Here is a 21,868-nt window from a genome sequence, read left to right as displayed (position 1 = left end):
AACTTTAACCCAGGTTAAAATCGAAAATCCTCTTTAAAAAAGTTTTTAAAGAGGATTTTTGCATTTCAGGAAATAATAGCAGGCCTTATTTCCCAACCATCCTTTTACGGATACGGCTTAGTGACGGCCCCTGGATACCCAGGTAAGAGGCGATATGATAAAGTGGTACCGAATTAAAAATATTAGGATGCTTTTCCATCATCTCGCGGTAACGGTCCTCCGGCGATTTAAACAAAAAACCTTCTGTATTAACCATAACCTCATGAAAAGCCGTTTCGGCCACAATCCTTCCAAACCGTTCCCACTGGTGCGATTGCTTATAAAGTTCGTTCAGCTGATCGATATGGATATACAATATGAGCGAATCAACCATCGCTTCAGTATAATATTCGCAACCTGTTTGGCTTAAAAAGCTTTTATAGGACGTTACGAATTGGTGGTCGGTAAAAAAAAGCATGTTCTTTTCTTCTCCCGTATTTGTGTTTACACGATAAATCCTGAAAACCCCGTTGATAACAAACCCAAGGTGCTTGCAAACATTTTTATATTCATTGTAAAACTCACCTTTTTTGTATCGCTTTAATTTCCAGTGAGGCAATGACAATTCAAATGCATCCGGTTTCATACCGGCAAAGCCTAAAATAGTCCGCAATAATTCTATTTCTGTTTTGTTATCCAACATGTGGTAAAAGTATATATTTTAATAACATCTTCTCCACAGGGCGAAGGTTCCAGGTTGACCTGAAATGAAAAGCATTAAACACCCCATCAGAAGAAGAATAACACCTCTTAGGCTGGCGCACGCGCGCAAAGGCACTGATGGCGTTATATGCAGTTTTCGGCTAGTATTGAAATACTTTTATGCAACTTAATCAAAATTCTGCCTATTTTAGGTATTTATTACCTTGCTCCTTATCACCATGTCTGATACCATCACTTATCAATACAACAGATCTTCGGCCTTAAACAAGTCGGCATCTTTAGACGAATTGTTTTTAGCTAAATATAGTGAAGTGCAAAAAAAGGATGCACCCTGCTTTTTCTGGGGCCGCTTAACCGACCCTTATACAACTGCACGGTGCTTGCTTACGCTTTCCAACGTTGTGCAGTCAAGTTTCAATCTTTCCCCGTTTCAGCTTGCACTCTTAAAAGACCCTATAGTTACGGCCGGCCACGAGAAGATCAGGTTTGAGGGGTTTTCTCATTGTGCAGGGGTTTACGCACGGGTAGATGTTTTGGGCGATGGGCACGATGGCGAGTTTTTAGAAAGCGGCACAACCAACGTTGATTTTAATCAGCCTATGCTTTCGGCCCTAAGCAATATCCGTAAAAACGAAAATGTGTTGCTTTCTATCGGCCAAAAAGAAGTAGGCCTGCATCGCGAAAATGAGAAAGTAATTGAGCGGAAAGTCCCGCTGCCGGTTAAATGGATCAAAGCCCTAACCTCCGTACAAATGTTCCTTTCCGAGTCTGAAAAGGTACATTCGTTTAACCGCCTGCAGGCGCTGCAGCTATTTAAAACTATACCGACCGGCAAACCTAAAACCGACTATTATTTATTGATAAGGGGCGGCAAGCCAATGTTTTCGCCGGTAAAATCTAACGATGCCATTACTGTTGGCGGCATCCACCGTTTAAAGCTTATTGAACCTTTATTAGCAATAGCCGATGAGTTGAGGGTATTCCCCCATGCTACCATGCAGGCCACTACCTGGCAGGTTTATATCGGGGCCATAAGGTTTACCCTATCGTTATCGAGGGATGCCTGGCGTGGATTTTCCGGCGAGGGTGCCGGGTTGGAGTCGTTGATAGAAGATATCCCCGATAATTGGGTAGAGCTTGTAGACAATTACAGCTATGCCAACCAGGAATTTAATGCAACACTGCTTGCCGTTAACGAGGGGCTGGACCTGCAGAAAGTGGCGAATATTACCGGCCGCCTCTCGGCAATTGGGCTTTTAGGTTACGACCTGGATGAAAATAACTTTTTTTATAGGCGGCTGCCATTTAAGCTAAGCCGCATCATGAGCCTCAACCCAAGATTAAAGGATGCCGAAAAACTACTGCTCGAAGGCAAGGTGAAAATCGTTTCGCGGGAAGGTAATAGGGTAGAAGCACAGGTGGAAGGCAGCGGCGTTAAACACATCGTTATCCTGAACGGGGACAAAGAACAATGTACCTGCACCTGGTTCAGCAAAAACCAGGGCGAGCGCGGTGTTTGCAAACACATATTGGCAGTGAAAAAATTAATCATCAACTAAACTGCAATGACGATTACCGAAGAATTTACCGGCATTGTTAAAAAGGAAGACGATGTTGTACCGTTTTTAAAAAAACTGGATAAGGCTCAAAAAAAAGAACTGTATCCGGTAATTAAAAAGCTGGAAAAATATTACTCGGAATTTGTACAACAGGGAACTAGCTCATCTTATTCATCCAGGGGAACACGGGTCCAAAGCGAGATTTTAAGCACTGCGGCATTTATCTGTTTCAACCAAAAAGATTTCGAGCAAAGCAGTTCATATTATATTATCAAACGGGAAAAACTGAACCCTATTTTACAATGGTATTGCCCGGATTGGTTCAATGCTTATGTTGATGGAATCGCATCAGAGGGATACGCAGGCGGCCACTTTGATTATGACTGGTATTTAGAATTGGTGGAACAGGGTTATCTGCGGATCAACACGCAAATGATTGCAAAATTATTGCCGAATCATATTTTTAATTCGTTACAAAGAGGGTATGAATACGTGCCTGAAAACCTACTCAAAAGAGAAGTAACTTTAAAAGAACATATCTGGTATATCTTCGATCACGAGACGGGCATTAATTGGAGCGACCGGTATATCAACCTACCCGAGAAAAGTAAAGACGGGCTATGGATAGACACCTTTAAAAAGTACACGGACGAAAACAAGATTGACCGTAAACGCTTGCTGAAAGAATCGCTTAAAGCGAGCAATAGTAATTTCAATCAAACCTTGTCGGGTTGGTTTATCGAGCTATTCATAAAACTGGAACCCACAAAACCAGAAACCAAAGAACTGCAGGAAGCATTATTCCAGGCGCTTAATTCGCCACACAGTAAAGTGGTAAATACATCAGCCAAATATTTAAAGGATCTGACAGATGAAAAAGAATTTTTGGTTGATGCTTATTTAGACTATGCGCCCGGCATGTTAACATCAGAATCCAAAACAGTTGTGGCCGGTGCCTTAATGACGTTAGATAAACTGGCTAAAAAACACCCCGATCAGCGCGAACAAATTTGCATCATTGCTTGCCAGGCATTTATACATCAGGATAATAACCTGCAACTAAGGGCCGCCAAACTGATACAGAAATATGGCGACACCCACGCTGATACAATTAAAGAAACCGTTCAGGCTTATTACGATGCTTTGTTTTCTGAAGCAAGGGATATTTTAACCGATTTTGCAACAGCGTTTGTAAACGATGAAACGTTAACAGAAGATGCCCTGCCCGATGTCGAAGCAAGCCTTATCGAAATCAGGATGCCGGAGACTTTTGATGAATTTGTGTTTTTAGCCAGCCAGTCGTTTGATCAAAACGAAACTTACCACTTCGACCTGCTCCCCGCAGCTATCCTGAAGTTTCAACACGAGATGACAGCCGATAACATCCTAAAATTAATGCCGGCCTTTCAACGCGCCTATAAAATCATAACCAGCGACTGGACCAGTAATATGGGTTATCTGGATAATATGCTGGCTAAGTTTTTTATAAGTTATGGCCAGCTGTTGGTAAGCTTAAACCCATTTGCCGCCGAACCCATACGGCAAATGCAACAAACATTTGTAAAGTTAGAGGATGATAGGAAAGCAAAATGGAGTGGTTATCAAATACGGATAGGTACCATAAAGCCCTGGGATGTTTACACCCATTCGTTAGGGTACAAACCGCATAAACATATTTTGTTGAATGCCTTTTTCATGCTGGAGCGAAAAGTAAACCTACCCTTACTTTCTACACCCACGCACCAGCCCTGCTGGGTTTCGCCGATTGCGCTTATTGAGCGCCTGGGCAGGTATCAAAAGGCAAGTATCATCCCCGGAGAGATGGACTTACAGGTTGCGGTAGCACGCTGCCTTCCAAACAACCAGGCAGAGGCAATTAAATTGGCTGATGAAGGCCTCAAAGGGGAATACCGGGCATTGATGGGCCTAATATTGGGCGAAGACCACCGCCCTAAAGAAAGCTACAGCCGTAAAACAGCCTGGCTGGTAGCCGGCGTAGCCAAATCATCGCCAAATATCGGCCCCGAATGGAGTTCGCTGTCCGGTTTAGCGCACCCTTACCTTAATGGCGAATTTGGCTGGGAATCATTAGTGGAAGATTGTATTAGGAAAGAGTACGACTACAATTTAAAGAGGAATGTAGACGTACCTGCCAAACAAAAAAATATCAAGGTTAATTTTGGTGATAAACAAAAAACCTCCTCAAGCTTTAAAGCTGTCCTAAGTAAAATACTTCCAGGCCAAAAGGACATAACCCTCTCGGTTTACGATTATACAGAACTCAAGTTTGAATATATTTCGGCAGAGCATAACGACATTAAACGCCTGCTCTATTTAATGCCACGGCAGCCGGATATCCTCCTTGCCCATATTATTAGTAAGGGTTTCCACTATGTGGATTTTATGGGTGAGAACGACAAAAAATTGGTGATTTATACCCTCGAAACGCTTTTAACTTTAAATTACCGGTACGGCACCATGTCAAATTTATTCCTGGCGACTTGCATGATCAGCAGCGATAAAACTGTACGTACCTATGCCGCAGAATTATGGATAAAGTGCGTAACTGACGGACAGTTGGACAGCGATTCCATAGGGCGCATTATTGGTAAGCACGAAAAAATTGAGCTTGCGCCCTTAAAGCGTTTTACAGATCTGTTAATCTCCAATATGTTCCAAATATCAAAAAAGCATAACAGTGCCTTGGAAATGCTATTAACCTCCTGTATTGGGCAGATGAGCGATACCCCAATTAATGGGTGCAAAAAAATGTTAGAAATTTACACCGAGGTTTTAGCTGTCAATAAGAGCAAAATTACATCAGAAGATGTTATTGCCCGTTTGAACATTTGGGAACCCACAGAAAGTTTAAAGAAAGTGATTCAGAAGCTAAAAAATGCAAGTTAACTTCTCATCTGGCAGAAGCTTTACCCCAACGCCTTAAACAGCAAATCCTCCAAAAACCTGTTGGCAAAATCGGTTTTGTTTTCTGGAGAGATATCGGTTAGTTTGGGCAGGTTTGCGCCGAAGAATTGCTGATGATGGGCAGTTTCTATCAATGTGGTACTTAACGACCGTGGGAACTGATAATCGGGCTTATAAGAGGTAATAACCGCTGCAATTTTTGCGCAGAGGTCTTTATAGGGCTTAAACACGGCGTCTTTATTAATTTCTGCCACCTCCTTCACCAGGTACACCTTACTGCTTTCTGATATCACAATTTGGTTAAGGTACTTTTTGTTGTAATCGACCTGGCTGGTGCTCTCGGCAAATTCGTGCGTAAGCAAATGCACAATTACGCGTAGTTGCTCCTTTTTATCGGTAAGGTTCTCCAGCTTAAACGTTACTAAAAACTCCATGTAGCACCAATACCAGTTCAGGATATAAAGCAACAGGCGGTGCTTGTTCTCAAAATACCGGTATATGGTGGCCTCGGTAGAACTAATTTCTGTAGCCAGTTTTTTAAAAGTAAAATGCTCGAAACCCAGTTCGTAAATTAAATCGATAGCCTTTTTCACCATCAGTTTACCTACCTCGCTGCTTTCGGGGTTACGTAGAAATATCTTTTCGTTGATAGCAAACTTTACCTGGAAATTCATTGGTGCAAAACTTTACACAAAGATAGTAATTCATTAAAACATAATGTTTTTTATTTACTTGTAATAGTATTACTATTGTTTAAAATGGTTTTATAATTTTGTGCTATCATTTAATGATGACGAGCTATGCTACTGAAACAAAGTATCCCTGTTAAATATATCTTCAATAAAATTAAGATGGAGGTGCTTTATGTACTGCTGGTGGGCTTATTGGTAAATTATTTAACCGGCAAGTTTCAGCACCTCATCCCCGAAATGCCTATCGGCATCCCGGCATTTATTGGTACGGCTATCTCGGTTATCCTCTCGTTTAAGATCAATCAATCTTACGACCGTTGGTGGGAAGCCCGAAAAATTTGGGGTAGCATCGTAAACGAAAGCCGCACCTTTATGTTGCAGCTACAGTCGTTTGTTGCCGCGGATAAACAAGCGCAGATAAAGGAGATTGCCTACCGGCAAATTGCCTGGTGTTTTAGTTTGGGCCAAAGCCTGCGCGGGCTTGATGCTACTGCCAATCTGGATAAATATATCTCTGAGGCCGATATGGGTCGCATTAAACAGCATAGCAACAAGCCTTTGGCGCTGCTGCAATTAAATGCCCTGCAAATAGCCGACCTTAAAAATGGGGGCAGCTTAGAGATTTTTAGCCACGTGCAAATTAACAATACGCTGGTAAACTTTTCTAACGCTATGGGTATGGCCGAACGCATCAAAAGCACGGTGTTCCCACAGACGTACCGCTTGTTCCTGCATTTTTTCATCTATATTTTTGTGGTTACCCTGGCCATTGCCTTAACCGATATCGATAGCTTTTTCGAGATACCGCTGTTATTGGTAATCTCTTCGGCTTTTTTCCTGCTCGAAAAATCTGCTACCCACCTGCAGGACCCGTTTAGCAACCGCCCTACAGATACTGCCATGACCACCATTGCCACCAACATCGAAATAAATATCAAACAACTATTAGGAGAAACTAACGTGCCCGAGCCCCTTAAGCCAGAAGGTTTCTATTCATTGTAAACCATTAAAACAGAAAAGCTATGTACACCCATTCGAAAGAAACTCAAAGTAGTTTAACACCGGCAGCGGCCCTTCAAATTTTAAAAGAAGGTAACCAGCGATTCGTGAACAACTTGAAAGCAAACCGCAACCTTTTGCAGCAGGTGAATGAAACTTCGACAGGGCAGTTCCCTTTTGCCACCATCTTAAGTTGTATAGATAGCCGTACTTCGGCAGAACTGATTTTTGACCAGGGCTTGGGCGATATTTTCAGCATCCGCATTGCCGGGAACATACTGAACGAGGATATTTTAGGCAGCATGGAATTTGCTACGAAAGTAGTGGGTACAAAAATCATCGTGGTATTGGGCCATACAAAATGCGGGGCAATTGTAGGTGCCTGCAACCATGTAGAAATGGGGAACCTAACCACGCTGCTGAACAAAATCCAGCCGGCTATCGTTAGTGAAAAAACGGTTACCGAAGAGCGGAACGGCTCGAACCCCGAGTTCGTAAACAAGGTTACCGATATCCACGTGAATTTAACCCTCGACCGAATCAGGCGCGAAAGCCCGATTGTGGCAGCGTTAGAGCAGGAGGGCAGCATCAAAATTATTGGCGGCATGTACGATGTGGAGACAGGCCTGGTAACTTTTTTTGAATAATAACCAAGCAGCTACGGCCGGAGTTTTGCAACTTCGGCCTGTAGCCAAAACAGGCTCGGGAATGTAGGTTTTCACCTATTCCAACCCCTCAACAGCAACAAAATGAAACTCATAACGGCCCCGGTGCCTGTTAATGAAACTTTTGGTCTTTAAAACCAGGTAATCCGGCTTGTCGATTTTTCCTTTGTAGGCCACAGTCCCATTTTTAGAGGTGGTTGAAAAAGAAAGGTTTTTGCCTTTGATTTTGTAAAGCCCGGTGGAGATATTGTCATGGTTTAGGTTGAACCATTTTTTCAGATTCTCCGGGGTGTCTGTTGAAGTTACGCTGATCACCTCGCCTGTGGGATAAAACCGCAAGTAATGAAAAGATGTGCCGCTATGTTCTAAATACGTTCCGGTTTCGTCCTGGTAAAATCCGTCGAAACGAATTTTTAAAGTGTCGGTTGCCTGCCCTTTAGCAAGGGAAGTTACAGCCAGCAATAAAAAAGTGAGTATAAGCCGCATGTGCAGGTTTTTGGTATTATCAGCGGTAAGATAGCGATTTTCCCGCCACCGCTTGCCAGGTGTTCCACGGCAGGTGTTCCATCCCCATAAATGCGAATTTCCATAAATTCTATAATTGTTTAAATATTAATAAGTTACAGAGACCATTTAAACAACAGGGATGTTCCAAATTGTTCCATGTTTTTTGCTAGAGCACTGATAATCAACATGAAGAAAAAAAATAAGTGTTCCACAAACAAAAGTGGAACACCTGCGCAAAACGCGCCGATAGCTATCGCAGCGGGGTAAATCCCAACCCAAACACAAAGCCCCTGCTTTTCAAAACTCGCCTCAATAATACACCTCGGTACTCGCCACCAAACTTAGTATCTCCAGCTTCGGCTCCACTTCCAGTCCGCTGGCCCACAGTTCGTCGGCAAATTTTTTGAAGGAGGCTAATTCCTGTAATACCTGGTGGGCTTCCTCGCTCTCCAACTGGTCGAAATGCATAAAGGTTTTACCATCGGGCAGCATCCATGCACCGTATTTAATGCCGGGGTGGTTCAGGGTTTTCAGTTCGGCCACTACGGCGGCTATGTTCTGCTGGTTTATCGGCGCGTATTCGGCGCGGGTGGTGTATTGTACGCGTACTACTTTCATATGGGTAAATGGTTTATGCAAGTTAATTAATCGCCCGGCGGTGGGCAAGGGGCAAATGCGCCACAATGCTGCGCGTATTGCGGCGTAAGCGGAGCGGTTATTGCCTTTGAGGATTCGGGACTTTTGAACTCGTTTCTTATCGCTCGCATATTTGACTCACCCCGACGGCCCCGTGTACGGGGCGTCGGCCCTCTCTGCTTCGCAAAGAGGGCGAGGAAGTAGAAGGAAAATATAACCCCAATGTCTCCCCATCTTTGCGCAGCAGAGAGAGGGGGCGGGGGGGGAAGTCAACTCGCGACGAAGACTTGCCGCCATCAAACGCCCTTATCTTACATAAACTTGTTATATTTAACCGTTAAGCATAGCGCGCATATCCAAAGAACAAATGGCGCCGCAATACGTTAAACTTTGCATAATTTCAGATACTTAAGCCCCCGCTATATATGAGCTTTAGACAATTAGTGTCAATTGTTTTTTTCCTGGCAGCAGCATTGCCTGCCTTTGCCCAAAAACCAGTGGAGGCCGATAGCATTACGGTGATAGCCAACGCCAAATTCGATAAAGCGGGCCTGTTTAAAAGAGCCATACTGGGCACCAATTACCGCAAGGTGTGGGCGCAGCCTATTAAGGTGCCCATCTTTCACCTCGATAAAGAGAAAGGCGGCCTCAAAATAACCGGCACGGGCGGCGGCAACCAAACCAGTTCGCTGCAATTGCAGGATTCCACCGGCCGCGAATGGGTGCTACGCTCGGTAAATAAAACCACCTCGCGCGATCAGCCCAAGATATTCAAGAACACCATGGTGGAGGATTTGATGCTGGATGCAGGGTCTATTGGTCACCCTTACTCCGCGCTGGCTGTACCACCCCTGGCCGATGCGCTGGGCCTGCAGCACACCAACCCCGTAATTGTTTACCTTGGCGATGACCCTGCTTTGGGCAAATACCGCGATGAGTTTGCCAACCACATGTACCTTTTTGAGGAACGCAGCCCTGCAGATGGCGCTAAGGATATCAAAACCGAGAGCCTGCAGGATAAGATGGAACAGGATAACGACAAAAAAGCCGATGCCAGGCTGATACTGCGCGCCCGCATCTTCGATTTCATCATGGGCGATTGGGACCGCCACGGCGGCCAATGGAAATGGACCCGTGGCAGCGATTCTACCAAAAACATCTACGAGCCTTTCCCCAAAGATAGGGACAAGGTATTTTACACCACAGGCGGAGCGGTATTCAATGCAATGTCGATAGCCAAGCCCAACCTGCAGGCCTATACCGACCATATCCGCCGGGTAGATTTATGGAACTACAACACTGTAAGCTTCGATTTATACTTCCTTAACCAGCTGAACGAAAAGGATTGGGAGGAAGAAATTGCCTACGTGCAGAGCCACCTTACCGATGAACTGATGGAGCGGGCATTAAGGCTGATGCCGCCCAATGTGTATGCGGTGTCGGCTCCGGCCATTTTCAAAACCTTTAAACGCAGGCGCGACCATATCCGCAAATATGCCATGAAGTATTACCGTTTCCTGGCGCAGCGGGTGGATGTAGCGGGCTCGGATAAGAACGAGAAATTCACCATCATCCGCCAAGCCGATGGCGACGTGCAGCTCACCATCAATAAATTCAAGAAAGACAGCCTGGGCAAGGTGATATACCAGCGCACCTTTAAACATAAAGACACCAAGGATCTGCGTGTGTACGGGCTGGAAGGGAAGAATACCTTCGAGGTTATCGGCGGCAACACATCGCCCATCACCGTGCGCATGATAGGCGGCCACGATGAGGATACTTATGTGATAGACTCGGCCCAAAGCCGCAAAAACCTCTACCTGTACGACCGCAGCGACCAGCAGAACAACGTGCCGTCGGCATCTTCGGCGCACCTTAAGCTGAAGAAAGATACCACGGTAAACCAATACATCCGGCCCGAGAACAAGTACAACACCATAACCCCCATCATATCCCTTGGTTACAGCACCGAGGATGGGCTGCAGTTTGTGGGCGGTGCCAACTATGTGCGGTACAGTTTCCAAAAGCAGCCGTACTCCAGTTTACAGCATTTATCCGTAAACTATACCTTCCAAAAACAATCGTACATCATTAATTACAGCGGTATTTTTAAGAAACGGGTATGGGATAACGATTTGCTGGTAAACATTACCGAGCGCGGCCCGCGCAACACCAACAACTTCTTTGGGCTGGGCAACGTGGGCGAATTCGACAGAACCGGCGGCAAAGAATTCTATTACTACCGCAACCGTTACGATTTTGCCGTGGCCGATATACGCCTGGCGCACCACTACAGCCACTGGCAGCTGAGCGGCGGCTCGGTAACGCAGTTCTACACCGCATCTGAAGACCATAATAATGACCACTTTTTTAACAAATACAATCAACTACACCCCGAAGATCAGGTATTTAAAGCCAAACTATATACCGGAATTATAGGGGGCGCAGCGTACGATACCCGCAACAATATTAGGTTTGCCAGTCGCGGCGTGGTTTGGCGCACTACCTTCACCGGCCTTACGGGGCTAAATACCAGCGGGCATACCTCGGGCTCGGTGCTCTCTACCTTCAGCTTTTTTGTACCCTTGATGGATTCTACCATCGTGTTCGCCAACCGCACCGGTGCAGGTGCAATAGCGGGTAAGGGCGAGTTTTTCCAGATGATGAATCTGGGCGGGCTTACTATGCGAGGCTATCACACCAGTCGCTTTATAGGCAATACCATAGTGTACAACAATATGGAGCTGCGCGCCAAACTGTTTGATTTTAACGCCTACGTATTGGCTTCGTCTTTTGGCGTGGTTGGCTTTAACGATACCGGCCGCGTTTGGCTGAAGGGGGAAAAATCGGACACGGTGCATGATACCTATGGCGGCGGCATTTTCCTTACCCCATATAACGCCTTTTTGTTCGAAGCCGTGCTGGGCAAAAGCCCGGAGGGTACGTTGGTTTATTTGACGGCAGGGTTTAGGTTTTAGGAGGGGCTACATTATAGCGATGGGTTTAAAACCCATCGCTATATTAAATGGCAATTCCATCCAATTCGTAAAAAATTACAATTAATTTTTATCTTCGTTTGCCTTTGCCCCCGGCATTAACCTATAAAGTGATTTATGCTGTTCAATTCGTTACATTTTGTCGTTTTCTTCCTCATCGTAACGCCGCTCTACTTTATCCTTCCCCATAAATTTCGGTGGATAATGTTGCTGATAGCCAGCTGCTATTTCTACATGACGTTCATCCCCATCTACATCCTTATCCTCATCTTTACCATCATCGTAGATTATTTTGCCGGGATATTGATAGAGAAATCGGAGGGGCGCGAACGGAAATTCTACCTCATTATATCGCTGGCAGCCAATATAGGCGTGCTGGCGTTCTTCAAATACTTCAACTTCCTTAACGAGAACCTTACCCTGCTCATGAGCCAGTTTGGCTTGAGCAATGCCGTGCCTTATTTAAAGTTCATACTCCCGGTGGGCCTCAGTTTCCACACCTTCCAGGCCATGAGCTACACCATCGAGGTGTACCGCGGTAACCAGGCTGCAGAGCGGCATTTCGGCATTTACTCGCTTTATGTGATGTTTTACCCGCAGCTTGTAGCGGGCCCTATCGAGCGCCCCCAGAACCTGCTGCACCAGTTTTACGAGAAGCACCCGCTCACCTACGAGAATTTTTCCATTGGTTTCAAGATGATTTTATGGGGATTTTTCCAGAAACTGGTGGTGGCCGATAGGCTCTCGATATTCGTATCGGCGGTGTACCAAAACCCGGGAGCCTATAGCTCCTCTATGCTGCTGGTAGCTATCCTGTTCTTCGCTTTCCAGATATATGCCGATTTTGCGGGCTACTCTAACATCGCCCTGGGTACGGCGCGCATCATGGGTTTTAAACTCATGACCAACTTCAACACGCCCTTCTTCGCCACCAGCGTTACCGAGTACTGGCGCCGTTGGCATATCTCGCTCAACACCTGGTTCAACGATTATTTGTTTACCCCCATCATGGTAGCTAACCGCGATTGGGGCAAAGCGGCAGTTATACTGGCCCTGATGGTAACCTTCGGTCTCAGCGGCCTGTGGCACGGCGCGGGGTGGACGTACATTATGTACGGCCTGCTACATGGCGTAGCCGTTAGCTACGAGTTCCTCACGAAAAAATTCCGCAAGAAGCTATCCAAGTCTATACCGCCAGTTATTTACAACAACGTAAGCATGCTGCTGGTGTTTACCTACGTATGCCTTACCTGGGTGTTCTTCAGGGCGCAAAGCTGGGGCGATGCCATTACGGTACTCAAAAGGCTGTTCGCTTTCCAGGGGAGCTTTTTCGTGTTCGATAATAATTTAGGGGTGATTATCTACTCGTTGGTAGCTATCGCGATTTTGTTGGTGCACGATTTAAGCGTACACCTTAACCATGGCAAAAGCTACTTTTTATACCATAAATCGGCGGCGGTGCGCATGGCTACCTATTGTTTCATATTGGTTACCATCGTGCTTATCGGCGTATTTGATGGCGGGCAGTTTATCTATTTCAAATTCTAAGCATGGCCGATTACAAACTCATACTCAAGCGTTTTGCCATACTGGCGGTAGCCATGTTCCTGTTAGATTGGGGCGTAGGCGCTGTGCTCAGGCATTTTTACTTCACCAAAAAAAACGGAGCCGATTACCGCACCAATAACGTTATCAACAAAACAAAGGCCGATGTGCTAATATTCGGCTCATCCAAAGCTGTTTACCATTACGATACCAAAATTATTGGCGATAGCCTGCATATGTCGGTTTATAACGCTGGCAGGGATTTGAGCTACATCTTCTACCACTACGCCCTGTTGGAGGCCGCACTTAAGCGCTACAGTCCCAAACTGGTGGTGTTGGATACCCGCGCCAACGAGTTCCAGCAATTTAAGTACAATGAGGACCGCGACCGCATCAACGTATTGCTGCCTTATTACGACAGTCACCCCGAGTTACGCGAAATCTGCCTGTTACGCGGCCCCTTCGAACGGTATAAACTGCTATCAAAAATGTATCCTTACAACTCGCTTATCTTAAACGAGCTGGTAGAACTGCTGCCTATCGCCCGTTATAAAAAAGACGATTCGCAGAATGGTTATATCGCCAAATACGGGCAATTTAAGGGCGGCCTGCAACCCTATACCGTTAACGATGCCGTAGATAGCACCGCTGCTCTTTACTACAAAAAATTCGTGGAATTGTGCAAAGCCAGGAACGTGCCGTTGGTGGTGGTGTATTCGCCCATTTACCAGGATATCAACAGCGCCGCTAACCGCAACGTGCAGTACGTAATGCAGGTTTGTAAGGATAATAACGTGCCCGTGCTCAACTACCTGCGCGATACTGCCTTTGCCAGTAAGCCCCAATACTTTTACGATGCCTTGCACTTGAACAAGCAGGGCTCGGTGGTGTATAGCAGCATTATTGGCGGCAAGCTAAAGCAGCTATCTACTCATAAATAAAGCTTATTATTGCAGCATGAAGGATTTTGCCAACCTGAAACGCAACCTTAAGAAAGATGCCTCGGCTCTAAAACCCATCAAAGTGGCCCTGCTGGGCGATACCGCCACCCAGTTCCTGTCTGTAGCTATACGGGGTGCAGGTTTTGAACATGGCTACGATTTACAGCTTTGGGAAGCCGACTTTAACCAGGTAGAACGCCAGGTATTCGACCCGGCATCAGAACTGCACGAGTATGGTGCCGAGGTAATCATCATCTTCCAGTCCTCGCATAAACTGCTGGGCAAATACAACAAATATAAAGGCAACCCTATCTCCTTTGCTGCGGAGGAACTCCACGGCATCAAAGCCATATACGATACCCTTGCCTCTGTAAATCCAAAGGCCAAGGTGATTTACTATAACTACGCCGAGATTGACGACAGCGTTTTTGGCAACTACGCCAACAAGGTACCGGCTTCCTTCCTGTTCCAGTTGCGAAAATTGAATGTGCTGCTGATGGAGTACGCGGCCGAGGTGCCCAACCTGCACATTTGCGATGTATCGTCGGTACAGAACCAGGTAGGCAAAGCGGTGTTTTTCCAGCCATCGGTGTATATCAATTCCGAGATGGTGCTGAGCATAGAAGTGCTGCCCGCCATCGCTTACAAAACGCTGGGCGTCATCAGCGCACTGCAAGGCAAGTTCAACAAATGCCTCATCCTCGATCTGGATAACACCACCTGGGGCGGCATCATCGGCGACGATGGTATCGAGAATATACAAATAGGCGCTTTGGGCATAGGCAAGGCCTTTTCCGAATTCCAGTACTGGGTAAAAAAGCTGAAGCAACGCGGCATCATCGTAGCTGTTTGCAGCAAGAACACCGAAAGCATCGCGATGGAGCCTTTCGAAAAGCATCCCGATATGGTGTTGAAGCTGGATGATATCGCCGTTTTCGTGGCCAATTGGGAAAACAAAGTAGATAACATCCGCAAGATACAAGGCATCCTCAACATCGGCTTCGATTCGATGGTGTTTTTGGATGATAACCCTTTCGAGCGCAATATGGTACGCGAGGGCATACCGCAATTAACCGTGCCCGAATTGCCCGAGGACCCGGCCGAGTACCTCGAATACCTATACCCGCTTAACCTGTTCGAAACCGTTTCTTTCACCAATGACGATGCCGAACGTACCAAACAATACCAGGTAGAGGCACAGCGCGCAACCCTCTTCGAAAAATTCACCAACGAGGACGATTTTCTGCAGAACCTGGCCATGGTGAGCGTGGTAGAGCCTTTTACTAAATTCAATACCCCAAGGGTGGCGCAGCTATCGCAACGTAGCAACCAGTTCAACCTGCGCACGGTACGCTATACCGAGGTCGATTTGGAGGCCCTCGCCGCATCGGCAGATTATCATACTTTTTCCTTTACGCTGGAAGATAAATTCGGCAACAATGGCCTCATCTGCGTGCTGATATTGCAGCAGGAGAGCCCCGATGTGCTGTTTATAGATACCTGGCTGATGAGCTGCCGCGTGCTTAAACGCGGCATGGAAAACTTCACACTGAACACCATCGTTAATTTTGCGCAGGAAAATGGTTATAAATACCTCAAAGGCGAGTATATTGCCACTGCAAAAAACGGAATGGTGGCAGAACATTACAGCAAACTAGGCTTCGAGCCCGATGGTGCGTATTGGCTGCTTAACCTTACCGAATATCAAACCAAGAAAGCATTCATCGAAAAAAAATAACAACTGTGGAAAGACAACAGATTATAGCCCAGGTAACCGATATATTCAAAGATGTACTGGATAACGACGACATTACCCTTACCGATGCCACCACCGCAAAGGAAGTTGACGATTGGGATTCGTTAAACCACATACAACTGGTAGTAGCCATAGAAAAACACTTCAAGATACGTTTCACCGCCAAAGAGATACACAGCTGGCAAAACGTAGGCGAGCTGGTGGATAGCCTCCAAAGCAAGCTTTAACGGGCTTCTCCATTATCGCTTCACCACATCGTCATTGCGAGCGATAGCGTGGCAACCATCGGCATGCAGAGCCGCTGTGCAGATTCGCCCATCCTATGAGATTGCCACAGCTCGCCAGCACACTTGCCTTCCACAAGAGCTTCGCAATGAATAGGTTATCGCCTCACCACATCGTCATTGCGAGGAACGAAGCAATCTCCCGATAAGCAGGGGCGCTGTGCAGATTCGCCCATCCTATGAGATTCCCACAGCTCGCCAGCACACCTGCCCTCCGCAAGAGCTGCGCAATGACATGGTTTATGAATAGGTTATCGCCCTCAATACACCCCGTTATAAAAACTCTTTTTAAATTTCGCCTGCATTATGGCGTGCATAAACAGCTCTATGCCGATGTATATAAAGCCGAACATCCACCATTTAGCAAAGCCCCCTGATCCGCCTGTAAACGACCTGTAAATAAAACCTACGATAAAAAACAGCGGGATGGCACATGCAAACCAATAGGCAATTCGCACCATATACAGCAGTGGGATGTTTTTTGGCAGGGCAAACTTCAGGTAGTTAATAAACAGCAGCTCCAACCAGTGCCCAACAAAAACAATGCTGAAAATCATCAGCCAAATCATCTCGAACTGGCTTAGCTTGCTTCTTTGGCCGTGCGGGAATAGCCGTAAAAAATATATAAGAGCGGCAATTATGGTAGCGGTAATAAGCGTGCGGGTAAGGGTACGCATAACCGCCTCCGGGAATTTCTGGGGAGCTTCCATCAGTTTTGCTTAATTGAGATTTGTGTTAGGTAACTAATTTTACCACACCAAGTTAAGTATTACTAACGAAACAATAAAAAAATTGCGGCGACGGATAGTACTTTAAGCCTGTTGTAAACCGTACGCAAAAACGAAAAGCTCATTTAACACGGATTTAGGATGGAATGTACGAAAAGGCTGGTGGATTCCCAACGTCTATCGGGGGGCAATCAATCAATGATATGCATAGTTGCGAATTTCATGGTGGCGACTTTGCATACGGGCCACAAGTCGGAGACACTTGCGGCAGCGAGGGCTTAACAAAGATGCCTCCCTGTGGCATGGTGTAGCGAAATCATTTAGAACCGCCAACTACGCCCCGCTTCACACCAACTACTCCCAATTGACCTAACTAACTGTCGATATTCTGGGCCGTAAAGAGCCGTAAATGTGCGATATTGATACGTAATTGCTATAATATATTATAGCTGGTACCTCTACCAACGCCTTCTTTCTCAATCATTTTCTTTTCAACTAAATCATTTAAGGCGCGTTTGGTCGAGGAAATATTCAAACCCAGTTTTGAGTTAATCTCTCCAGACCGAATACCCGGATGATTACCAATTAATAAAAGGATTGCACGTTCCCGTCTACTTAATTGTTGTTCTGCACCATGCGTTTGCAATTTCTGCATAAGGGAAACATGCACGGTTTTAAGGCAGTTTAAAAAAAACAGCACCCATTCAGTTACATCTTCATTGGGGCGGTTCGCCTGACAGCTTCTAAGGATACGATAATATTCATTTTTTTGATGCTCGATTTCATGCTCAAGGCTCACGTACTGAATCCAGTGATAATTATGTTTACGTAAGAGCAATGTTGCCAAGAGACGACTTAACCTACCATTACCATCTTGAAAAGGATGAATGCTTACAAATTCATAGCTGAATAACGCACACTTTACTAATGGGTGGATTTTCGCATCTGTATTATACCAATATATCATGGCACGCATTGCATCTTCTGTTGCAAAACCGGGGCTTGTTGTTTTGAATATAATTTGAGATGTTCCATCCGGCATTTGAGCTTCTACCGAATTGCTTTGCTGTTTATAGTCGCCTTTATGCCATTGGTCTTTAGTACTATAACGCATAAGCTGATTGTGTAAACCTTTTATTCCATTTTCACTGATTTGTATATCTTGATACGCCTCACCAATAATGTCCAGTACTTCAAAGTAACCTACAACCTCCTGCTTGTCGCGTTCTTCTAACTTCGATATGTCGAGATTCTTTAAAAGCACATCTACTTCTTCATTACTCAACTTCGAGCCTTCAATACGTGTCGATGCGCCAACACTTCTCACCGTCGCAATCGATTTTAACTCTTTCAAGCTTTGTCCCTCTCGTCGCTCTATTGATTGCCATTCTGCATCGAAACGGTCTATATCACTAATGAGTGCTATTAATTCCCAATCAAGACAAATCCTTAAAGTGTGTACATCTACGAACCTCATATACAAATATATAAAAAAGCGAAGGAATGAGCCGCAAAGAGCCGCAAAGAACTATAAGTGATCCGTAAGCTTGCAGAATATAAATCCCCAACCTTACTCCACCACCAGCAATAGCCCCTTTCCCTTTGCCACAGGTATCTCGCCATCTGCCGGGAATATATTGGCTTGCTGGAAGTTTTTGATGGATTGTGCGGTTACTTTGGCTTTTGTGGGGTCGACGCCGAGGGCTTTCCAGTCGATGGTTAGTTTGATGCTGGTATCGGTATCGGCCCAGCTCGCTATGGCTACGAGGGCTTTGTTTGCCTTTTTATACACGGTGGCCAATACTTTGGGGTTGTTGGTTTTTACGGGGCTGTTGGGCACCCAGTAGCCTATCATCTTACTGCCCTGCATGCCAAATTGATCCCAGGCTTGCCAGATGGGGCGCGGGTCGGCGTTATCGCTCCAGGGCATGCGGTTGGTCATACCGAACACCATGCCGCGCCATGGGTTGCCGCCGTCCTGCAGCATTTCGCCCATCAGGCCGAAGGGGATGCCCGATACTTCGGTGAGGAAGAAATCGGGGGAGTTCTTCTCGTAATCAAAGTATTCGCCAAACCACAGGCGGTTAAGATAGGGGAAGTGCTCCATATACAGGTTGGCGCTGTTGTTAAAGCCGTCGCTTTTGTTGTATTGGTTGGCGCTGTGCAGGTCGATAATGCCGGGGTGCCCATCCTGCGTCAGCACGCGTTTAATGCGTTTCATAGTGATGCGGTCAAAAGCCACATCGTCCAGGTAAATACCATCGATACCAACGTTCTGCACCAGCCAGTTCATGCCCTCTACATAATAATTATGCCAGCGACTCATCCCGCTGTTTACGATGGCGGCATCCTTAATTTCGGGCACGTACCAGGCGGCGATGTAGTCGTCGCCCAGGTGTTCCTGCAGCCAGGAGTAGCCGCCGCCCTTGCCGGGCGAGTATATCTCGTGGCCAAGGCTGCGCATGGGGAAGGTTTCGTAAGCGCTGTTGCTCAGCTCGCGCACGGTGTTGTAGATCTTTACCTTGAGGCCCAGTTTATGTGCCGAATCGATATAATGCTTCATGGCATTGTGGGCGATGAAGGGGTAATTGATGGTAGGGTTTATGGGCGTAGCGTGGTGTATGTTCACCACCGTAGCGCCGGTGGCCTTAATGGTATCGAGGTTGTTGTACTTGTGGTAAAAGCGCGTGCTCCACTGAAAATCGGTATTGATGGGGTGGAAGGGGGTGATGAGCAGCGTGAAGTTGTAGCACAGCACGTCGCCCTTCTTCATGGTACGCGGCCCACTGTAATTTTCCGACAGGATGTTTTTTCCCTTGCGTTTGATGCTGATGCCGCCCTTGCCGTCGTTACCCCAGCTGGTAGGCAGCAGCAGCGGTTTTTGCAGGTAGAAGTTGGTGTTGAGGGGGCGCACGTAGTGCTGATCGCGCAGGGAGTATTGCAGGCCGGCGTTTACTTCGCCAATCCAGGCGCCGTCCTGGTTCTTTTTGGCTACGTCCCATTTCCAGTTGAGGGTATCGGGGCGCAGGCCGCCCTTTTGGTTCAGGCCCATCAGGTATTTGGCTGCGGCGGTATCGAAGGGGATGTGGAGTTTGATATCGTCGAGGGAGATATCTTGCAGGGCAGTGAATTTAACCGAGTAATTCATGTAGCCATCAAATTCGATGCTGCCATAGATATTCATATTTAGCTGGCTGGACTCCATTTTAGCATTCCATGCAATATTGCCGGGCTCTTTCTCATAAAAATAAAAGCCATCTTCATACCTCCTCTGACCCGTTATATCGCCGGTGTATTTGTCGATAAGGTCAATAATAATAGGTGCATTTTTAAATGTTACATCTTTATGGGTATTCGCATCAACCACATGGAAATGGATGCCCTCGCCTAAAATATTCTTGGCAACATCGGTCATGCCGGTCATTTCCGGGGTGAAGAAGGTTTGTATCTGCGCTGGGAAGCCGTTACTATTTAATATTACCTTACGGCCCAGCAGGCTGATGGTTTTATCATCCACCTTAAGCGGGATGTAGGGCTTTATCACATCGTTTTGCTGCGCGAGGGTAGAGTTGAGCCAGGTGAGCCGAGTTTGCAGTTCGGGGTGATTTACGCCGCCGTTGAGGGCGGTTTGATTTTTAACGGTTATGCTTATAGGTATAGTGGTTGTTGGGGCACCCTTGCTATAAACCTCAACCTTGCCTGTATACGTGCCTGCGATAGTTTTTTCCGGTACATCCACCAGGCACCACATTGCTTGTACATCGCCTTTGGCAATGTCTACTTTTTTTTCTAAAAAATTACCGTCATAAGCTGTTCCCCTGGTATTAAGGCAGCTCATATTTCCGCTGCCGATTGTATGCCCCTTAGCATCCTTTAGGTCGTAAAAGAATACCTGTACATTCTTCAAATCTTTAGCCACCGCATAAACACCCAACTGGTAGCTATAATTCTCGCCCTTCGCTGCCGAGCCGCGAAACTTTGGCACGGTGCCCTTTTGTATAAATCGCTGGGGCAGATCGTGCGTCATTTTAATGGGGTGCTCCCTGTCTTCGGTAAATACGAGGTAGGGCTTGTTGGTTTTGCTGAGCGCGATAACTTCCGCCTTAGTGGCTATCACCTCCATGGGGTAAAAGCTGTTCATGGCGTTTACGGCTTCCAGGTAAAGCAGGGTGGCCGGTGCAGCCTTAGCAGTTTTGGCCAGCCAGGCAGCCGAGGCGGTATTTTGTAAGGGCAGATATACTGCTTTGGGGTAATTGCTGCGGGCGGTTACCTTGTAAGGCATATAGTAAACATAGTATTTCCCCGCGCCCGAGGTTGGCTCGAAGTAAATAGTGCCGCTTTCTTGCGAGATAGCATCAGCCTTTATGTTGAGGATGCGCTTACTGGTTTTAGCATCTACCACGATGATTTGCTTGTTTGTGGGGTCATCGTGCCGGCGCCAGGGGATAAATACCTTGCTCGCAGGTGCCGCTGCCGCCACGTTCACCACGGCGCGGTGATTGCCTAATGAATCGGGGTCCCAGCTGTTGTTTCCGTTAATGTATTTTACAGTTTGTGCGGATGCGATGCTGCCGGTTGCTAATAACATGCAACAAAGAGCGAGGGCTTTTATCAGGCGATTCATATGGCGCGGGCTTTGGGTAGCGTTTACCTGCCAAATTAACAAAAAAAGCCGCCCATTTCCGGAGGGCACTGAAAAAGTCCTTTTAGAAAAAGAGGTGTAAAAAAGGAGCAGGAAGGATTGTCTTTCTGCTCCTTTTTTTGTATTTTAAAGGTGTATTAGAACGCCTTTCAGATGTTAGCTCAACAACAAAAGATCCAATTTAGCGCGTTTTCGGGATTGTATGATTTGATCGTACCCAAAGACAATCTTCTTCGCAAGATCAATGAACTGATAGATTTTACTTTTATCCTTGAAGAGCTGGTTGACAAA

Annotated in this window: 16 protein-coding genes; 9 read left to right on the top strand and 7 right to left on the bottom strand. The window is 46.3% G+C overall.

Going from position 1 to position 21,868, the window contains the following annotated elements; all coding sequences use genetic code 11:
* Positions 1-85: 85 nt before the first annotated feature.
* Entirely contained in the window at positions 86-682 is a 597-nt protein-coding gene (locus tag AC1DXC_RS15335; RefSeq protein WP_477460033.1) for a Crp/Fnr family transcriptional regulator, read from the bottom strand.
* A 238-nt stretch (positions 683-920) separates the two neighbouring features.
* On the opposite strand from AC1DXC_RS15335, the gene AC1DXC_RS15330 reads away from it, so the two are divergent.
* Entirely contained in the window at positions 921-2,261 is a 1,341-nt protein-coding gene (locus AC1DXC_RS15330) for an SWIM zinc finger family protein (protein WP_477460032.1), read from the top strand.
* A gap of 6 nt (positions 2,262-2,267) precedes the next feature.
* Entirely contained in the window at positions 2,268-5,168 is a 2,901-nt protein-coding gene (locus AC1DXC_RS15325; protein WP_477460031.1) for a DUF6493 family protein, read from the top strand.
* A gap of 20 nt (positions 5,169-5,188) precedes the next feature.
* On the opposite strand, the gene AC1DXC_RS15320 is transcribed toward AC1DXC_RS15325, so the two are convergent.
* On the bottom strand, positions 5,189-5,860 hold the full coding sequence (locus tag AC1DXC_RS15320) for a TetR/AcrR family transcriptional regulator (protein WP_477460030.1): 672 nt from the start codon (positions 5,858-5,860) through the stop codon (positions 5,189-5,191).
* Positions 5,861-5,986: 126 nt separating this feature from the next.
* On the opposite strand from AC1DXC_RS15320, the gene AC1DXC_RS15315 reads away from it, so the two are divergent.
* Both AC1DXC_RS15315 and AC1DXC_RS15310 read left to right on the top strand, forming a co-directional pair.
* Positions 5,987-6,880: a bestrophin family protein gene (locus AC1DXC_RS15315; protein ID WP_477460029.1), complete on the top strand. Its 894-nt coding sequence runs from the start codon at positions 5,987-5,989 to the stop codon at positions 6,878-6,880.
* Positions 6,881-6,900: 20 nt separating this feature from the next.
* On the top strand, positions 6,901-7,524 hold the full coding sequence (locus AC1DXC_RS15310) for a carbonic anhydrase family protein (protein ID WP_477460028.1): 624 nt from the start codon (positions 6,901-6,903) through the stop codon (positions 7,522-7,524).
* Positions 7,525-7,599: 75 nt separating this feature from the next.
* On the opposite strand, the gene AC1DXC_RS15305 is transcribed toward AC1DXC_RS15310, so the two are convergent.
* Entirely contained in the window at positions 7,600-8,028 is a 429-nt protein-coding gene (locus AC1DXC_RS15305; RefSeq protein WP_477460027.1) for a hypothetical protein, read from the bottom strand.
* A 330-nt stretch (positions 8,029-8,358) separates the two neighbouring features.
* Positions 8,359-8,667, bottom strand: a complete 309-nt coding sequence (locus tag AC1DXC_RS15300; protein WP_477460026.1) for a hypothetical protein — start codon at positions 8,665-8,667, stop codon at positions 8,359-8,361.
* 443 nt (positions 8,668-9,110) lie between these two features.
* Between AC1DXC_RS15300 and AC1DXC_RS15295 the strand changes: the two genes are divergently transcribed.
* The 5 genes from AC1DXC_RS15295 (at position 9,111) to AC1DXC_RS15275 (ending at position 16,150) form a co-directional block, all read left to right on the top strand.
* On the top strand, positions 9,111-11,663 hold the full coding sequence (locus tag AC1DXC_RS15295) for a BamA/TamA family outer membrane protein (protein WP_477460025.1): 2,553 nt from the start codon (positions 9,111-9,113) through the stop codon (positions 11,661-11,663).
* A 222-nt stretch (positions 11,664-11,885) separates the two neighbouring features.
* Complete coding sequence (locus AC1DXC_RS15290; RefSeq protein ID WP_477460024.1) at positions 11,886-13,229, top strand: MBOAT family O-acyltransferase; 1,344 nt, start codon at positions 11,886-11,888, stop codon at positions 13,227-13,229.
* Positions 13,230-13,231: 2 nt separating this feature from the next.
* Positions 13,232-14,167 (top strand): hypothetical protein, encoded by a 936-nt coding sequence (locus AC1DXC_RS15285; RefSeq protein ID WP_477460023.1) that lies wholly within the window; start codon positions 13,232-13,234, stop codon positions 14,165-14,167.
* A 16-nt stretch (positions 14,168-14,183) separates the two neighbouring features.
* Complete coding sequence (locus tag AC1DXC_RS15280; protein ID WP_477460022.1) at positions 14,184-15,905, top strand: HAD-IIIC family phosphatase; 1,722 nt, start codon at positions 14,184-14,186, stop codon at positions 15,903-15,905.
* A 5-nt stretch (positions 15,906-15,910) separates the two neighbouring features.
* Positions 15,911-16,150 (top strand): acyl carrier protein, encoded by a 240-nt coding sequence (locus tag AC1DXC_RS15275; protein WP_477460021.1) that lies wholly within the window; start codon positions 15,911-15,913, stop codon positions 16,148-16,150.
* A gap of 317 nt (positions 16,151-16,467) precedes the next feature.
* Here AC1DXC_RS15275 and AC1DXC_RS15270 read toward each other — a convergent pair whose 3' ends face one another.
* The 3 genes from AC1DXC_RS15270 to AC1DXC_RS15260 form a co-directional block, all read right to left on the bottom strand.
* Entirely contained in the window at positions 16,468-16,917 is a 450-nt protein-coding gene (locus AC1DXC_RS15270; RefSeq protein ID WP_477460020.1) for a hypothetical protein, read from the bottom strand.
* Positions 16,918-17,368: 451 nt separating this feature from the next.
* Positions 17,369-18,412: a Fic family protein gene (locus AC1DXC_RS15265; protein WP_477460019.1), complete on the bottom strand. Its 1,044-nt coding sequence runs from the start codon at positions 18,410-18,412 to the stop codon at positions 17,369-17,371.
* Between the two features lie 93 nt (positions 18,413-18,505).
* Positions 18,506-21,523 carry a glycoside hydrolase domain-containing protein gene (locus AC1DXC_RS15260; protein WP_477460018.1) on the bottom strand — a complete coding sequence of 1,006 codons (3,018 nt, stop codon included), beginning with the start codon at positions 21,521-21,523 and terminating at the stop codon, positions 18,506-18,508.
* Between the last annotated feature and the right edge of the window lie 345 nt (positions 21,524-21,868).

The organism is Mucilaginibacter sp. P2_D11, assembly GCF_056404435.1.
Note: the sequence above shows the minus strand (reverse complement) of the source record. Positions and strands in the feature narration are given on the sequence as shown.

Bases quoted from the DNA above. Each gene is read 5' to 3' on its own strand.
- AC1DXC_RS15335 (WP_477460033.1), bottom strand. From the start codon at position 682: ATGTTGGATAACAAAACAGAAATAGAATTATTGCGGACTATTTTAGGC.
- AC1DXC_RS15330 (WP_477460032.1), top strand. From the start codon at position 921: ATGTCTGATACCATCACTTATCAATACAACAGATCTTCGGCCTTAAAC.
- AC1DXC_RS15325 (WP_477460031.1), top strand. From the start codon at position 2,268: ATGACGATTACCGAAGAATTTACCGGCATTGTTAAAAAGGAAGACGAT.
- AC1DXC_RS15320 (WP_477460030.1), bottom strand. From the start codon at position 5,860: ATGAATTTCCAGGTAAAGTTTGCTATCAACGAAAAGATATTTCTACGT.
- AC1DXC_RS15315 (WP_477460029.1), top strand. From the start codon at position 5,987: ATGCTACTGAAACAAAGTATCCCTGTTAAATATATCTTCAATAAAATT.
- AC1DXC_RS15310 (WP_477460028.1), top strand. From the start codon at position 6,901: ATGTACACCCATTCGAAAGAAACTCAAAGTAGTTTAACACCGGCAGCG.
- AC1DXC_RS15305 (WP_477460027.1), bottom strand. From the start codon at position 8,028: ATGCGGCTTATACTCACTTTTTTATTGCTGGCTGTAACTTCCCTTGCT.
- AC1DXC_RS15300 (WP_477460026.1), bottom strand. From the start codon at position 8,667: ATGAAAGTAGTACGCGTACAATACACCACCCGCGCCGAATACGCGCCG.
- AC1DXC_RS15295 (WP_477460025.1), top strand. From the start codon at position 9,111: ATGAGCTTTAGACAATTAGTGTCAATTGTTTTTTTCCTGGCAGCAGCA.
- AC1DXC_RS15290 (WP_477460024.1), top strand. From the start codon at position 11,886: ATGTTGCTGATAGCCAGCTGCTATTTCTACATGACGTTCATCCCCATC.
- AC1DXC_RS15285 (WP_477460023.1), top strand. From the start codon at position 13,232: ATGGCCGATTACAAACTCATACTCAAGCGTTTTGCCATACTGGCGGTA.
- AC1DXC_RS15280 (WP_477460022.1), top strand. From the start codon at position 14,184: ATGAAGGATTTTGCCAACCTGAAACGCAACCTTAAGAAAGATGCCTCG.
- AC1DXC_RS15270 (WP_477460020.1), bottom strand. From the start codon at position 16,917: ATGGAAGCTCCCCAGAAATTCCCGGAGGCGGTTATGCGTACCCTTACC.
- AC1DXC_RS15265 (WP_477460019.1), bottom strand. From the start codon at position 18,412: ATGAGGTTCGTAGATGTACACACTTTAAGGATTTGTCTTGATTGGGAA.
- AC1DXC_RS15260 (WP_477460018.1), bottom strand. From the start codon at position 21,523: ATGTTATTAGCAACCGGCAGCATCGCATCCGCACAAACTGTAAAATAC.